Genomic DNA, 13,968 nt, shown 5'->3' on the forward strand with positions numbered 1-13,968 from the left:
CAGGCCCTCAGGCGGTGCGGCCACCCGCACTGACACGGATCGCCAGCAACTCGCCGCCGCCGTGCAACGCGAACCGGCGGCGCTCACCGGCCGCCAACCAGGCGGTATCACCGGCGGCCAGCGGTGCCAGCGACGGCTCGCCCTCAAACTCGGCCTGGCCGGCCAGCAGGTGAATCGCCCACGCCGCCGCGGGTTCGGTGAAGAAGAACATGCTGCCCACCAGCGGCCGGTGCAGCAGCTCGGCCTGCACGGCATCGCGCCGCCACATCAGATTGAAATCGTGGGTCACCCCGTCGATCAGTTCGCCGGTCACCTGCGCTTCGCCCGCAAACCGCAGGCGGTCGTGCGGCGGCATCAGCGTATGCAGCGTGCCATCGGCGAAGCGCAGGTGCAGGCCTTCGCCACGCAGCAGCACCAGCTCGCGGTCGACGCCGGGAAAGGCCGAGAACGCGGCGTCCTGCTCGATCTCGGCGATCGACAGGCGCACCTGCCAGTCGTCGTTGTCGGGCAGCCGCAGGATCTCGCGGGTCCAGCCCAGGCCGTTGCGCCAGCGTTCGCGGCGGTATTGGAAGGACGGAATGACGCGGCTGGCCGCGCTCAGGACGGTATCGGTCGACATGGCGCTAGTGTGCCTGAGCCGAAGCAGCAGAGCTGCCTCAGGACACGCCGCCGCAATCGGGTTCCAGCAGGCGCGAACGCGCCAGCCAGTCCTTGTCGGGGTAATACGCGAACACCATCGTGCCGCCGCGCAGGCTGTCGATCAGGGGCCGCGCCACGGACAGCCGCACGGCGGGGCAGCCCAGGCTGCGGCCCAGCCGGCCCTGCAGGCGCGCGATCGCCGGATTCACGTAGGGCGCACCGTGGATCACGATCGCGCGGTCGCGGGCATGGTCGTTGAAACCCGGCTCCAGCCCTTCCAGGCGCAGCGAATAGCCGTTGCCGCCCATGTAGGTTTCCTTGGCGGTGAACGCGCCCAGGCTGGACATGAAGCTGCCGTCCTTGTTGGAGAAATGCTGGGTGCGGTTGTCACCGCTGTTGCGCCCATGCGCGACCCACTCTTCGAACAGCAGCCGCTGGCGCGTGAGATCGAAAATCCACATGCGCGGTTCGGTCGACGGCCGCGAGTAATCGATCACGCTCAACTTGCCCGGGTCCACGCCGAGCTCCGGCCGGCGCAACGCACAGCGCATCGCGCGGGCCGCCAGCTGCAGGACGTGCTTGTCCGCCGCAGGGGCGGCTTTGGCCAGCATCTCGGCCATCTGCACCGGACTCGCCTCCGGGGCCGGCGCGGGGCTGGCCGCGCCCGCCGTGGCGGACGCGATCAGGCCGCAGAACGCGGCAGGCAGCAATTTCACAACGGGCATGGGCAGCTCACCAGGCGCAGGCAACCCTTACAACGTGGACCCACCGGCATCGGATTCCAAGACAGGCTGCAGGTTCTGTTCATCGGCCACCGGGCGAACGGCCGGCAGGCTGGTCACCAGCAGCGTGGTGCCGGGCACCAGCACGCTGTACAGCTGTTCGGCGAATTCCGGCGGCAGCGCCATCGGCAGGCTCGGCGTGGCGAGCAGGTCCGGGGTGGCATTGGCGGCGGTCTGGCCCAGCAGCGGGTAGGCGGTCCAGCGGTGCAGCGGGCGGTGCGGGTCCAGCGGGCTGGGGTTGTCCTGGTAGCCCTGGCCCATCACGAACAACGTGGTGCCCTCGAACGCCGGCAAGGCCTTGGCCTCCAACCGCGACTCGCCGATCAGCACGCCATCGCGCAGCACGTACAGGCGCTGGTCGTGCAGGCTGACCAGGATGCCGACCTGGCCGGCCGGTGCCGCCGCATCATTCCAGTAGTGCGCGGGTGCGTCGGTGCTCTCCACCAGCGGCGTGCCGGTGCTGCTGACCGGCGCCAGCACGGCCGGATAGGCCAGCGTCATCGGCGCGCTCTTGGCATCGGCCACCACCACGGTATCGCCACGGTGGGTTTCGCCGAACAGCTTCTGCGCGAACGCCTGTGGCAGCCGCACGCAGCCGTGCGAGGCCGGGTGCCCGGGCAGGCTGCCGCCGTGCAGCGCGATGCCGTCCCAGGTCAGGCGCTGCATGTAGGGCATCGGCGCGCTGTTGTAGAGGTTGGACTTGTGGTCCTTGTCCTTCTGCAGGATCGTGAACACGCCGGTCGGTGTTTCATGCCCGGTCTTGCCCGAGCTGATCGTGCTCATCCCGATCGCGATGCCGTTGCGGTACACGTAGGCACGCTGCTCATCGAGGCTGACCACCAGCACGATCGGGCCGGCGGGGGAGATCTCCGGATGCCAGAGGAATTCACCGGGCTTGAGATCGGTCGGGCCACGCGGGGCCTCGGTCGTCTTGTTGGCCGTCGGCGCACTGTTGGCGGCGGTGGCGGGAAGCATCCCGGTCGCCAGCAGCGTCCCGAGTGCCAGACTCAACAGCGTGCTGCGTACTGCCATGTCGTGCATCCATTCGAAGAGATGCCGCCACGCTACACGAACTGCCTGCATGCGTTCGCGAAAACCACGCGCAGCCCTGCTGCCGGTTTTCGTCCGCCCCAAAAAGTAATTGCCCGGCCACACATCCTGTGCGAACCGGGCAATCGATACATCCTTGTCGGCATCCCGCCTTCCCCCTGTGCATCCTGCCCAGTCTGGGTGCCGGCCATGCATCCTGCACTCGGCCGTATATGCTTCCGCCATCTCAGCCCTTCCCGGGGTCTGGATGCCACCGTCCTGGTGGGTCCGCGCCAATCCTTCCGCGCCGCTTCCGTGCGTGCTGCCTCCTGCAGCTGTCGGTGCCGCCACGGCATCCTGCCGTGGCAACCAGTGACTGGCCTCCTGCCGGTCCCGACCTGTCCTGTTGTTCAGCGCCTTGGTACGGAGGCCGGCGCTGCCCTCCTGGGCGGTGCCTCGGCCGGCGCCTGCCTGGCCCCGGTCGTCATCCGTTGTCGATTCCGTTCGACGGTAGCTGTCCCTATCCCCTTCACCCGCGCCAGATCCTCGACGTGTTCGAAGGGGCCGTGTTGTCGCCGGTACGCGACGATCGCTTCGGCCTTCATCGGCCCCACGTTCGCCAATCCCTGCTGCAGCGTCGACGCGTCCGCCGTATTGATGTTGATCCGATCGGCCGCGAAGGCCATTCCGCTCAACAGCAGTCCCAGCACCAGCGCCCTGCACGAAAACCAAGGTCCCACTGTGTCACTCCTTGTGGCTCGGAACCGGCCCCTGCCGGCAATCCTGTCGAAGGTTCCAGCGTCCCTCGCCACATACACACAGCCTATCGTCCACGGCACCTTCACACAGCAGGCCTAACACCCGACGTGGTGTAGGGAAATACCTACCCCAGCGCAGGCGTAGAATGGCGGGACTTGTCAAAAGCACTCCGGAGTTCAGATGGACAGCGCCAAGCTCGGCCAATTCGTCAGTGAAAAGTGGGACAACGAAATCGTCCCGCAATTGGTCGATTACATCCGTATCCCCAACAAATCGCCGATGTTCGACGCCGATTGGGTCGCCAACGGCTACATGGAACAGGCCGTCACCCTGATGGAAGCCTGGGCCAAGGCGCAGAACCTGCCCGGCCTGACCGTCGAGGTCGTGCGCCTGGAGGGCCGCACCCCGCTGCTGCTGCTGGAAGTTCCGGCCTCCGGCGCCGAGACCGGCGACGACACCATCCTGCTCTACGGCCACCTGGACAAGCAGCCGGAAATGACCGGCTGGGACGATGATCTGGGCCCGTGGATCCCGGTGCTGCGCGGCGACAAGCTGTACGGCCGCGGCGGCGCCGATGACGGCTATGCGATGTTCGGTTCGCTGGCCGCCGTGCTGGCGCTGCAGGAACAGGGCCTGCCGCACGCGCGCTGCGTGATCCTGATCGAAGCCTGCGAAGAATCCGGCAGCTACGACCTGCCCGCCTATGTCGACCACCTGGCCGACCGCATCGGCAAGCCCTCGCTGGTGGTGTGCCTGGATTCGGGCTGCGCCAACTACGACCAGCTGTGGTGCACCACCTCGCTGCGCGGCCTGACCGGCGGCAACTTCTCGGTCAAGGTACTCAACGAAGGCGTGCATTCCGGCGATGCCTCCGGCGTGATCCCGTCCAGCTTCCGCCTGCTGCGCCAGCTGATCTCGCGCATCGAGGACGAGAACACCGGCCGCATCCTGATCGACGGCATGAATGTCGAGATCCCGGCCGAGCGCCAGGAGCAGGCCAAGCGTGCCGCTGAAGTGGTGGACACCGCGATCTTCGAGAAATTCCCGATGGTCGAGGGCCTGCGCCCGATGAACGACGACCTGGCCGAACTGGTGCTCAACCGCACCTGGCGCCCGGCGCTGTCGGTCACCGGTGTGGACGGCCTGCCGCCGCTGGCCTCGGCCGGCAACGTGCTGCGCCCGCATACCGCGGTGAAGCTGTCGCTGCGCCTGCCCCCGACCGCTGACGGCAAAGCCTGCGGCGAGCTGCTGAAGGAAGCCCTGCTGCGCGATCCGCCGAACGGTGCGGAAGTGAAGCTGGAGCTGGAAAAAGCCTCCAGCGGCTGGAACGCTCCGGCGATGGCGCCGTGGTTGACCCAGGCGATCGACGACGCCAGCCAGACCTTCTTCGGCAAGCCGGCGATGTACATGGGCGAAGGCGGCTCGATCCCGTTCATGGGCATGCTCGGCGAGAAGTTCCCGGGCGCACAGTTCATGATCACCGGCGTGCTCGGCCCGCACTCCAATGCACACGGCCCGAACGAGTTCCTGCACATCCCGATGGGCAAGCGCGTGACCTCGTGCGTGTCCAAGGTGATCAGCGAGCACTACGCCGCCAGCCTGCGCGGCGAGACCAGCGGGTCGCCGGTCGCCGCCGACAGCGGCACCCGTCACGGCGGCCACGGCTGCTGCTGACGTTGGCGGACGCAGCCTGGCCTTGCTAGGCTGCGTCCACCCTCTACTGACGTCTTTGGCATGAACGGACTGTTTGGCAGCACCAGCTGGCTCTACATCATCCTGGTCGGCTTCGTCGTCGGTCTGCTCGGGCGCTTCTTCATGCCCGGCAACAACCGCATGGGCTGTCTGCTGACCATCGTGCTCGGCATCGTCGGTGCCCTGCTGGCCGGCTGGTTCGGCCAGTACATGGGCTGGTATGCCCGCGGCGAGCCCGCTGGGTTCATCGGCGCGATCCTCGGTGCGGTCGCGGTCCTGGCCGTGCTTCGGCTGTTCAGCAGCAAGCGCTGAGCATCGCCGCTCTTTTCTTTCCCGCGCGCCGTCCGGCGCCGCTTCGACGTACCCGTCCATGAACGATCCTGCTTCCGATCCGCTGCGCGCCGAACACCGCCGACAGTGGACCTGCGCCGCCCTCGGCGATCCGGCCACCGCCCTCGACCGTGCCTCGGTCGATGCCGGTTTCCGCAGCTACTGGCGCGCCACCAGCGCGCGCGGCAGCCACATCGTGATGGACTCCCCGCCCGGGCTGGAGGATGTGCGGCCGTGGCTGCGCATGCATGACCTGCTCGAGCCCAACGGCGTGCGCGTGCCGCAGGTGCTGGCGCGCGATGAAGACAACGGCTTCCTGCTGCTGGAAGACCTGGGCGGCCCGACCTTGGCCCGCCATATCGACACCGACAATGCCGATGCCTGGTTCGACGCTGCCTTCGCTCAGCTGATCCGGCTGCAGTCCATCCCGGTGCCCGAAGGCATGGGCAGCTTCGGCGAGGCACTGCTGCAGCGCGATGCCGGGCTGTTCGAGGAATGGTTCCTGCAACGTCACCTCGGCCTTGAACTGGACTGTGGCGAGATCGAGAACCTGCAGCGCATGCATCGCCTGCTGATGGACAACGCACTGCAGCAGCCGCAGGTGCTGACCCACCGCGATTTCATGCCGCGCAACCTGATGCCGATCGACGGCGGGCCGGCCGTGCTGGATTTCCAGGACCTGGTGCGTGGACCGATCGCCTACGACCCGGTCAGCCTGTTCAAGGATGCGTTCCTGAGCTGGCCGATCGAGCGCGTGGATACCTGGTTGGCGCGCTATCACGCACAAGCGCTGGCGGCCGGTCTGCCGGTTCGGCCATGGCCGCAGTTCCTGCGCGACGCGGACTGGATGGGCGTGCAGCGCCACCTGAAAATCCTCGGCCTGTTCGTGCGCCTGCGCGACCGCGACGGCAAGGGACACTACTTCGAGGATGCGCCGCGCTTCATCCGCTACCTGGATGAAGTGCTGCCGCGCCATCCCGCGCTGGCCCCCCTGCACGATCTGTTCGAGCTGCGCATCAAACCGGCCCTGGCCCGTATCGCCGAACCGGTCCTGGCCCGCCCATGAAGGCGATGATTTTCTCGGCCGGCAAAGGCGAGCGCATGCGCCCGCTGACCCTGCACACGCCCAAGCCGCTGCTGGTCGCCGGTGGCAGGCCGCTGATCGTGTGGCATCTGGAACGGCTGGCCGCCGCCGGTATCGATGAGGTGGTGATCAACACCGCCTGGCTCGGCGATCAGTTCGCGCCCGCACTCGGCGACGGTGCGCGCTGGGGGCTGCGGCTGCACTTCATCCACGAAGGCGACGTGCCGCTGGAAACCGGCGGCGGCATTCTCAACGCGCTGCCGATCCTTGGCGAGGCACCGTTCCTGGTGATCAACGGCGATGTGTGGACGGATGCGGATGTCGCTACCCTGCCACGCACACCCACCGGCGATGCGCATCTGGTGCTGGTGGACAATCCGGCGCAGCACCCGCGTGGCGATTTCATCCTGCACGCCGATGGTCGCGTCAGCGATGACGGTGACAGCGCGCGGCTCACCTATGCCGGTATCGGCGTGTACCGCCCGGCGATCATCGACGGTTGGCGCGCGGTGATCGGCGAAACCGACGGTGCCAGCGCGACACCGCCACAGTTCGGTCTCGCCCCGCTGCTGCGGCATGCGATGGCGCAGGGCCGCGTGACCGGCCAGCACCATCGCGGGCGATGGACCGATGTGGGCACGCCCGAACGCCTAGCGCAGCTGGATGCGGAACTGAACGCCTGACCCTGCCAGGGTAGCGCCACGCCATGCGTGGCTGAGGCAACGATGAGCCGGCACCCGATGCATCCACGCGTGGCGTGGATCTACCGTCCGTTTCCGGATGGTTACAACAGGTGCGGGCCGTCTTCCAAGACCTGGCGCAGGAACGGCACGGTGATGCGGCGCTGTGCCGCCAGCGATTCGCGGTCCAGCCAGTCCAGCAGGCTGACCAGATTGCCCAGCTCACGGCCGGTACGGGTCAGCAACCATTCGATCGCCGCTTCATCGATCGCCAGGCCGCGTCGCGCCGCGCGTTCGCGCAGCACCGCCGCGCGGCCTTCATCGTCCAGCGGCTGCAGCACCACGCGCACGCACTGCTGCAGGCGGGAGCGCAGGTCGGGCAACACCAGCCCGAGCTGGTCCGGTGCGTGCTGCGCGGTGTACAGCAGGGTGATGCCCGCCGCGCGCGCACGGTTGTGGAAATCGAACAGCGCCACTTCGTCTTCGCGCTGCCCGGCCACCGCGTCCAGCCCATCCAGCGCGACCAGGTCGCGGCCTTCCAGCGATTCCAGCGCGGCGCGCGTGCGCCCCACCACCGCCTTCAGCGGCAGGTAGGTCGGCTGGCGGCCGGCCTGTTCGGCCAGCGAGCACATCGCCAGCGCCTGATGGGTCTTGCCGGTGCCCGGCGCGCCCTCCAGATACACCCAGTCGTGCGCGGCGCCCACGGCAATGGCGCGCAGCTGCGCCAGCGCACCATCCGGCGCACCGATGAACGTCTCCAACCGCTCGTCCTGCGGGTAGCGCAGGGCAAGCGGCAACTGCGGAACGACACTCACTGCGCGTCCGGCCCCTTCGGATTGCCCACGATCACGATCCCGGGCGTGTCGACATAGGCATCGAGCACGATCGCCGATTTCTCACCGGCATACAGGTCGCTCTGGCGATAGCGCTGATGCGCATAGCGCAGCAGCACGTTGCTGACCGCCGCCACCGGCAGGGCCAGCAGCATGCCGAGGAAGCCGAACAGCTGGCCACCGGCCATCACCGCGAAGATCACCGCCACCGGGTGCAGGCCGATCTTGTCGCCGACGATGCGCGGGGTCAGTACGTAGCTTTCCAGCAGCTGGCCCACGGTGAACACGATGCCGACCAGGATCAGCAGCTTCAGATCGAAGCCCTGCGCCTGCACCAGCGCCGCTGCGACCGCCATGACGATGCCGGTGGTCGCGCCGAGATACGGAATGAAGCTGATCAGGCCAGCCACCAGGCCGATCAACAGGCCCAGCTTCAGGCCGACCAGCGACAGGCCGGCGGCGTACACCACGCCCAGCGCGATCATCACCAGGAACTGGCCACGGATGAACGCACCGAGCACTTCGTCCGATTCACGCGCCAGCTTGGTGATGGTGCCGACGTGGTTGCGCGGAATCATCGAGGCCACGCGTTCGACCAGCTTGTCCCAGTCGCGCAGGAAGTAGAACGCCAGGATCGGCAGCAGCAGGATGTTGACCACCCAGGTCACCATGGTGAAGCCCGAGCGCTGCACGTAGCCGAAGAAGGTCTTGGCGAAGCCGCCGGCCTGCTGCCAGTGGCTGCGCACCCATTCAATCAAGCGGTCCGGGTCCATCCACTGCATGATCTCCAGCCCGGTCTTCTGCTCGAACCACGGGATGCCTTTTTCCATCAGCCACTGCTGTGCCTGCGGGATCGCCGCCACCAGGGTGGCGACCTGACGCTCGATCATCGGCACCAGGATCAGCAGCGCGGCAGTGATCAACAGGATCATCGCCACGAACACCAGCACCACGCCGGTGTTGCGCGAGCGGCCGGTGGCCTCGATCCGGTCGACCAGCGGGTCGCCCAGCCAGGCCAGTGCCAGGGCCAGCACGAACGGGGTCAGGATCGGGCCGAGCAGCCAGATCACCCAGCCGGCGGCGAGCGCCACCAGGACGTATTTCAACCGCCTGAGGAACTGTGCGATTTCCGCTTCGGGGGTGAGGATCATCGCAGGCGGTACTCGTTGCTGGCGGGCGGCGGGAGGGCCGAGGGGTTGGTTTCATCGATCGGCACCGGCAGTGCCAGCGGCGCGGTCGGCGCGATCACGCCGTTGTCGCCGAGCATGCGGTTCAGGCCGGCCAGCCCGGTAGTCATCTCCAGCGACAGCTCCAGGCGGTCGCCCGAGGCACGCACCGGAGTGACGTTGCGGACCACGGCAGTCTCCCGCAGGCCGGCGGCCAGGCGCATGTAATCCTCGGCACTGTTCAGGCCCAGCACCACGATCGTGTAGGTCCCGGCGGCACCGGTGGCGGCCCCGGCCTTGGCGTACCGGCGCACCAGCGCATCGGCGGCACCGTCGGCACCACTGGCCATCGCGCGGCGGGCGTCGCTGTCCTTGGTGGTCCACTTGTTCAGTTCTTTGCCGCCATCGACGAACACCCAATCGGCCACCCAGCCGCTGCCATCGCGGTAGAGCTTGCCGATCAGCTGCATCGGCGGGGCATAGCGCGCGGAGGCTCGCGCCACGGCGGCCGTGTCCTGGCGCCAGATCGCGCCCACCAGTGCCTGCTCGGCGGCGCTGCCCGAGGGCAGGCCCAGCTTGTAGCCACGTTCGATGGCGCGGTTGAGCAGCGGGCGGGCCGCATTGGCCTGCTGGACGGTCACCAGGCGCGGGCCGGAACCATCGTCGATGGCCAGCCAGATCACCGGCTTCGGGCGGGGCTGCGGCCACAGCGGCAGACCGAGGGCCGAGATCAGGCCATCGACGTCATCCTCGCGGAAGCGCGCCACCAGGATGGTGCGGTAGCTCGGCGCGCCACCGGCCGAGGTGCTCTGGTCCTGGCGGTAGTCATAGCTGGCCACGTAATCCTTGGCATTGCGCAGGGCCTGCATCACGCCGGGGCGGCTCATCACGCTGCGGTCGCCCGAGAGCTTGGCCAGCACATTGCCCAGCGCCCTGGCCAGGGCACCGTTGCGGTCCGAATCGGCCTGGCTGTTGACCGGGACCTCGGCCTCGTAAGCGCCACTGGCACTGGCCACATCGCCTTCGGTGCGCAGGCCGCTCTGGGCCATCGAGGCCACCGGCAGGCAAAGCGCGAGGAACATCATGAAAAAGAGGCTGCGGCGCATCAGGACTTCCATTGAGCGTATCCGGGGGGAATTGTTGCCCGAATAGGGCCTGCGCGCCAACGTGGCCTGTTAAAATCGCGCTTTCACCCCAGCGCAGCGCCGACGCCCGTGACCAATTCCCCGTCCAACCCCTCTCCCCTGACCTACCGCGACGCCGGTGTCGATATCGACGCGGGCAATGAGCTGGTCGAGCGCATCAAGCCGCTGGTGAAGCGCAGTTTCCGCCCGGAAGTCATGGGCGGACTGGGTGGCTTCGGCGCCCTGTTCGACCTCTCCAACAAGTACCGCGAGCCGGTCCTGGTCTCGGGCACGGACGGCGTGGGCACCAAGCTGAAGCTCGCACAACAGCTGGGCCGCCACGACACGATCGGCATCGATCTGGTCGCCATGTGCGTGAACGACGTGCTGGTCCAGGGTGCCGAGCCGCTGTTCTTCCTGGATTATTTCGCCACCGGCAAGCTGGACATCGATACCGCTGCGGCGGTCGTGGGCGGCATCGCCAACGGCTGCACCGAGGCCGGTTGCGCGCTGATCGGCGGTGAAACCGCTGAAATGCCCGACATGTATGCCCCGGGCGAGTACGACCTGGCCGGCTTCACCGTCGCCGGTGTCGAGAAGAGTGACATGAAGGACGGCGCCAGCGTGGCCGCCGGCGACGTGCTGATCGGCATCGCCTCCTCCGGCCCGCATTCCAACGGCTACTCACTGGTGCGCCGCATCTATGACCGCGCCGGGCAGCCGGCCGATCTGGAGCTGGACGGCGGGGTCAAGCTGGTCGATGCGCTGATGGCGCCGACCCGCCTGTACGTCAAGCCGATCCTGGCGCTGTTGAAGACCCACGGCGCGGCGATCCACGGCATGGCCCACATCACCGGTGGCGGCCTGACGGAAAACATCATCCGCGTGGTACCCGACGGCCTGGGCCTGGACATCAAGGCCGACGCCTGGACCCTGCCGCCGGTGTTCCAGTGGCTGCAGAAGGAAGGCGCCGTGGCCGACAGCGAGATGTGGCGCACCTTCAACTGCGGCATCGGCTTCGTGCTGATCGTGGCTGCCAACGAAGCCGCCTCGGTCGGTGCCGCGGTGACCGCGCAGGGCCTGGAGCACTGGACCATCGGTGAAGTGACCCGCGCCGACGGCGCCGAACGCGTCAAGATCGGTTGAGCCAGGTGACGGAGCCCGGCCCGGAGTTCCCTGCCCAACCGCCGTCGCTGCCCACCGCAGCGGCGCCGGTCGTACCGGCCGCGGCGGTGGATACCTCGCAGCTGCAATTGCTGTCGGTCTTCCACTACGTGGTGGCTGGCCTGACCGCCCTGTTCTCGCTGTTCCCGCTGATCTACCTGCTGATGGGCGTGGCGGTGATCTTCGCCGCGCCGGCGCCGCTGGCGCCGGGTGAGGCACCGCCCCCGTTCGATCCGCGCCTGCTCGGCTGGGTGTTCGTGCTGATCGGCGGGCTGGGCTGCGCTGCCGGGCTGGTGCTGGCCGGTTACATGGCCTATGCCGGGCGGTGCCTGGCGCAGCGCCGGCGTTACCTGCTGTGCATGGTGGTGGCCGGCATCGCCTGCATCTTCATGCCGTTCGGTACTGCGCTGGGGGTGTTCACCCTGGTGGTGCTGTCGCGCCCCGCGGTCAAGGCGGCCTTCCAGACCGCATGAGCAGCCGTATCGCCGTACTCGCTTCTGGCCGGGGCAGTAATCTGCAGGCCATCCTCGATGCCATCGCCGCGCAGCAGCTGGATGCGCAGGTCGTGGCCGTGCTCTCGGACAAGCCCGATGCCTCGGCCCTGCTCAAGGTGAGCCCGGCACAGCGCTGGGCACGCTCGCCCAAGGGCTACCCGGACCGCGCCGCGTTCGATGCAGCGATGGCCGATGCGCTGGATGCCTTCGCGCCGGACTGGATCGTCTGCGCCGGTTACATGCGCATCCTCGGCCCGGCCTTCGTGGCCCGGTTCGATGGCCGCCTGGTCAACATCCATCCCTCGCTGCTGCCGCTCTACAAAGGGCTGCACACGCATGCGCGCGCACTGCAGGCCGGCGATGCCGAGCACGGCGCTAGCGTGCACTTCGTGGTGCCCGAACTGGATGCCGGCACGGTGCTGGCCCAGGCCCGGGTGCCGGTGCAGGCCGGCGACACCCCCGAAGCGCTGGCCCTGCGGGTGCTGGCCGTGGAGCATCCGCTGCTGATCGCCAGCCTGGCGCTGCTGGTCAGCGGCCGCGTAACTGAACAGGCAGGTCAGCTCCAGCTCGATGGTCACCCCCTGTTTAGCCCGCTGCGCCTAGATTGCGCCGGACAGCTGAACCGATAAGCGCCGCGCACACACGCCGCTGATCCCGGCGCTGGCATCCTTTCCCCTCCTCTACCGACCGGCCCGCATGAGAACGCCTTTGTTCAAGCCCGTGCTGCTGATGGCATCCCTGCTGTGCACCGCCGCCCTTGCCCACGCGCAGGAGACGGTCACCCCACCGCTGCCCGCGTTGCCTGCCATGAGCTGGGAAGCGCCGCCGCTGCAGCCGTTCACCGCGACCTACCAGGCCCTCTACAAGGGCAAACAGGCTGGCGATGCGACCATGCGTGTCACCCATACCGGCGGTGACCAGTGGCGCGTGGACATGCAGGTGATCGGGCGCAGCGGTTTTGCCAGCGTGCTTGGCCTGAACCTGGAGCAGAGCACGGTGTTCGAGAACCGCAACGGCACCTATGTGCCGTTGAGCCAGAGCACGGTCCGCAAGGGGCTGTTCCTCGGCAAGAAGGTCACCGGCACCTACGACTGGCAGGCCGGCACCGCGCAGTGGCTGGGCGATCTGAAGAAGGAGCGCCGCCAGCCCATCCCGCTGCAGCCCGGCGACCAGAGCGCGCTGCTGCTGAACCTGGCGATCATGCGCGACGCCCGCCCCGGCGGGCAGATGCACTACCGCTACGTGGACGTGGGCCGCGTCCGCCAGCACGACTACCAGGCCGCACCGGACACCGAGAACGTGGCCGTCGGCGATCTGTCCTACAACGCGCTGCGGGTGTATCGCACCAACGGCGGCAATGACGAAACCATCCTCTGGATCGCCAACGGTGTCCCCACGCCGGTGCGCATCCTGCAACGCGAAGACGGCGAAGATCGGATTGATCTGCGCCTGATCGAATATCAAGGAGTCTGAGCATGACCACACTGAACCGCCCGCTGACCTGGATCGCCGCCGGCGCCCTTGCCGTGGTGAGCCTGCCCGCCATGGCCCTGCAGCCGTTCAAGGCCGATTACCAGGCCAGCTACATGGGCATGCAGGCCAACGGGACCATGACCCTGGCCAGCGAAGGCGCCAACAAATGGCGCTACAGCCTGAACGTGAAGAACCAGCTGGCCGATCTCAGCCAGACCACCGTGTTCGAAGAAGCCAACGGCCGCCTGCGGCCGCTGACCAGCAACGACCGCTCGGTGCTGCTGGTCAAGAAGCGCAACGTGGATGCCAACTACAACTGGAGCAACAACCAGGCCACCTGGACCGGCGACGTCAAGCCGGACCGCCGTGGCCCGGTGGCGCTCAAGCCCGGCGACATGGATGCCCTGCTGATCAACCTGGCGATCGCGCGTGATCTGGCCGCCGGCAAGCCGCTGAACTACCGCATGGTCGACGAAGGCCGGATCAAGCCGATGTCCTACAAGGTGGTCGGCAAGGAAAAGATCACCGTGGCGGGCAAGTCCTACGACGCGACCAAGGTCTCGCGCGTGGACGGCAACAAGGAGCTGATCGCCTGGATCGTGCCGGAGTTCCCGGTGCCGGCGCGTCTGCTGCAGCGTGAGAGCGGCAAGGATGCGCTGGATCTGACGATCAAAGGGATGAATTGACCCAAAAAAACGCCCGCTTCCGCGGGCGTTTTT

The 13,968-nt window shown here is 67.8% G+C and carries 16 protein-coding genes; 9 read left to right on the plus strand and 7 right to left on the minus strand.

What is annotated here, in order from left to right; all coding sequences use genetic code 11:
* Positions 1-7: 7 nt before the first annotated feature.
* The 4 genes from AC1DIQ_RS16390 to AC1DIQ_RS16405 all read right to left on the minus strand — a co-directional run bounded on the left by AC1DIQ_RS16390 (position 8) and on the right by AC1DIQ_RS16405 (position 3,136).
* On the minus strand, positions 8-619 hold the full coding sequence (locus AC1DIQ_RS16390; protein ID WP_478050423.1) for a HutD/Ves family protein: 612 nt from the start codon (positions 617-619) through the stop codon (positions 8-10).
* Between the two features lie 37 nt (positions 620-656).
* Positions 657-1,364 carry a murein L,D-transpeptidase catalytic domain family protein gene (locus tag AC1DIQ_RS16395; protein ID WP_121043182.1) on the minus strand — a complete coding sequence of 236 codons (708 nt, stop codon included), beginning with the start codon at positions 1,362-1,364 and terminating at the stop codon, positions 657-659.
* Positions 1,365-1,391: 27 nt separating this feature from the next.
* Positions 1,392-2,453 (minus strand): L,D-transpeptidase, encoded by a 1,062-nt coding sequence (locus AC1DIQ_RS16400; protein WP_152153528.1) that lies wholly within the window; start codon positions 2,451-2,453, stop codon positions 1,392-1,394.
* A gap of 407 nt (positions 2,454-2,860) precedes the next feature.
* The gene (locus AC1DIQ_RS16405; protein WP_121043558.1) at positions 2,861-3,136 is read right to left on the minus strand and encodes a ComEA family DNA-binding protein; all 276 of its coding nucleotides are present in this window, start codon (positions 3,134-3,136) and stop codon (positions 2,861-2,863) included.
* 253 nt (positions 3,137-3,389) lie between these two features.
* On the opposite strand from AC1DIQ_RS16405, the gene AC1DIQ_RS16410 reads away from it, so the two are divergent.
* From AC1DIQ_RS16410 to murU, 4 genes are read left to right on the plus strand one after another with little or no spacing between them, the layout of a single operon-like run.
* Entirely contained in the window at positions 3,390-4,883 is a 1,494-nt protein-coding gene (locus AC1DIQ_RS16410; RefSeq protein ID WP_478050424.1) for a M20 family metallopeptidase, read from the plus strand.
* Positions 4,884-4,943: 60 nt separating this feature from the next.
* Positions 4,944-5,213, plus strand: a complete 270-nt coding sequence (locus tag AC1DIQ_RS16415) for a GlsB/YeaQ/YmgE family stress response membrane protein (protein ID WP_019185648.1) — start codon at positions 4,944-4,946, stop codon at positions 5,211-5,213.
* 58 nt (positions 5,214-5,271) lie between these two features.
* Positions 5,272-6,297, plus strand: coding sequence for an aminoglycoside phosphotransferase family protein (locus AC1DIQ_RS16420; RefSeq protein WP_152153532.1), 1,026 nt, complete (start codon positions 5,272-5,274; stop codon positions 6,295-6,297).
* Positions 6,294-6,998: an N-acetylmuramate alpha-1-phosphate uridylyltransferase MurU gene (gene murU, locus AC1DIQ_RS16425; protein WP_121043174.1), complete on the plus strand. Its 705-nt coding sequence runs from the start codon at positions 6,294-6,296 to the stop codon at positions 6,996-6,998. The genes AC1DIQ_RS16420 and murU overlap by 4 nt, the downstream gene beginning before the upstream one ends.
* 101 nt (positions 6,999-7,099) lie before the next feature.
* Here murU and hda read toward each other — a convergent pair whose 3' ends face one another.
* From hda to AC1DIQ_RS16440, 3 genes are read right to left on the minus strand one after another with little or no spacing between them, the layout of a single operon-like run.
* The gene (gene hda, locus AC1DIQ_RS16430) at positions 7,100-7,810 is read right to left on the minus strand and encodes a DnaA regulatory inactivator Hda (RefSeq protein WP_121043172.1); all 711 of its coding nucleotides are present in this window, start codon (positions 7,808-7,810) and stop codon (positions 7,100-7,102) included.
* Entirely contained in the window at positions 7,807-8,979 is a 1,173-nt protein-coding gene (locus AC1DIQ_RS16435) for an AI-2E family transporter (RefSeq protein ID WP_478050425.1), read from the minus strand. The genes hda and AC1DIQ_RS16435 overlap by 4 nt, the downstream gene beginning before the upstream one ends.
* Complete coding sequence (locus AC1DIQ_RS16440; RefSeq protein WP_226956679.1) at positions 8,976-10,100, minus strand: DUF2066 domain-containing protein; 1,125 nt, start codon at positions 10,098-10,100, stop codon at positions 8,976-8,978. Before AC1DIQ_RS16440 ends, AC1DIQ_RS16435 begins: the two co-directional genes overlap by 4 nt.
* A gap of 138 nt (positions 10,101-10,238) precedes the next feature.
* Between AC1DIQ_RS16440 and purM the strand changes: the two genes are divergently transcribed.
* From purM to AC1DIQ_RS16465, 5 genes are all read left to right on the plus strand, one after another.
* Positions 10,239-11,264, plus strand: a complete 1,026-nt coding sequence (gene purM / locus AC1DIQ_RS16445; protein WP_183073822.1) for a phosphoribosylformylglycinamidine cyclo-ligase — start codon at positions 10,239-10,241, stop codon at positions 11,262-11,264.
* A gap of 5 nt (positions 11,265-11,269) precedes the next feature.
* On the plus strand, positions 11,270-11,755 hold the full coding sequence (locus AC1DIQ_RS16450; protein ID WP_428999473.1) for a hypothetical protein: 486 nt from the start codon (positions 11,270-11,272) through the stop codon (positions 11,753-11,755).
* Positions 11,752-12,405: a phosphoribosylglycinamide formyltransferase gene (purN, locus tag AC1DIQ_RS16455; protein WP_121043164.1), complete on the plus strand. Its 654-nt coding sequence runs from the start codon at positions 11,752-11,754 to the stop codon at positions 12,403-12,405. Before AC1DIQ_RS16450 ends, purN begins: the two co-directional genes overlap by 4 nt.
* A gap of 67 nt (positions 12,406-12,472) precedes the next feature.
* Positions 12,473-13,249 (plus strand): DUF3108 domain-containing protein, encoded by a 777-nt coding sequence (locus AC1DIQ_RS16460; protein ID WP_478050426.1) that lies wholly within the window; start codon positions 12,473-12,475, stop codon positions 13,247-13,249.
* A gap of 2 nt (positions 13,250-13,251) precedes the next feature.
* A complete protein-coding gene (locus tag AC1DIQ_RS16465) occupies positions 13,252-13,935 on the plus strand; it encodes a DUF3108 domain-containing protein (protein WP_478050427.1) in 684 nt (227 codons plus the stop codon).
* Positions 13,936-13,968: the final 33 nt, after the last annotated feature.

It is taken from the genome of Stenotrophomonas sp. 05L413 (assembly GCF_056397945.1).

What these genes read in the sequence shown, in the direction of transcription:
- AC1DIQ_RS16395 (WP_121043182.1), bottom strand. Translation starts at nt 1,364, where the DNA reads ATGCCCGTTGTGAAATTGCTGCCTGCCGCGTTCTGCGGCCTGATCGCG.
- AC1DIQ_RS16410 (WP_478050424.1), top strand. Translation starts at nt 3,390, where the DNA reads ATGGACAGCGCCAAGCTCGGCCAATTCGTCAGTGAAAAGTGGGACAAC.
- AC1DIQ_RS16465 (WP_478050427.1), top strand. Translation starts at nt 13,252, where the DNA reads ATGACCACACTGAACCGCCCGCTGACCTGGATCGCCGCCGGCGCCCTT.
- AC1DIQ_RS16415 (WP_019185648.1), top strand. Translation starts at nt 4,944, where the DNA reads ATGAACGGACTGTTTGGCAGCACCAGCTGGCTCTACATCATCCTGGTC.
- AC1DIQ_RS16435 (WP_478050425.1), bottom strand. Translation starts at nt 8,979, where the DNA reads ATGATCCTCACCCCCGAAGCGGAAATCGCACAGTTCCTCAGGCGGTTG.
- purN (WP_121043164.1), top strand. Translation starts at nt 11,752, where the DNA reads ATGAGCAGCCGTATCGCCGTACTCGCTTCTGGCCGGGGCAGTAATCTG.
- murU (WP_121043174.1), top strand. Translation starts at nt 6,294, where the DNA reads ATGAAGGCGATGATTTTCTCGGCCGGCAAAGGCGAGCGCATGCGCCCG.
- AC1DIQ_RS16390 (WP_478050423.1), bottom strand. Translation starts at nt 619, where the DNA reads ATGTCGACCGATACCGTCCTGAGCGCGGCCAGCCGCGTCATTCCGTCC.
- AC1DIQ_RS16420 (WP_152153532.1), top strand. Translation starts at nt 5,272, where the DNA reads ATGAACGATCCTGCTTCCGATCCGCTGCGCGCCGAACACCGCCGACAG.
- AC1DIQ_RS16405 (WP_121043558.1), bottom strand. Translation starts at nt 3,136, where the DNA reads ATGGCCTTCGCGGCCGATCGGATCAACATCAATACGGCGGACGCGTCG.
- AC1DIQ_RS16460 (WP_478050426.1), top strand. Translation starts at nt 12,473, where the DNA reads ATGAGAACGCCTTTGTTCAAGCCCGTGCTGCTGATGGCATCCCTGCTG.
- AC1DIQ_RS16400 (WP_152153528.1), bottom strand. Translation starts at nt 2,453, where the DNA reads ATGGCAGTACGCAGCACGCTGTTGAGTCTGGCACTCGGGACGCTGCTG.
- AC1DIQ_RS16440 (WP_226956679.1), bottom strand. Translation starts at nt 10,100, where the DNA reads ATGCGCCGCAGCCTCTTTTTCATGATGTTCCTCGCGCTTTGCCTGCCG.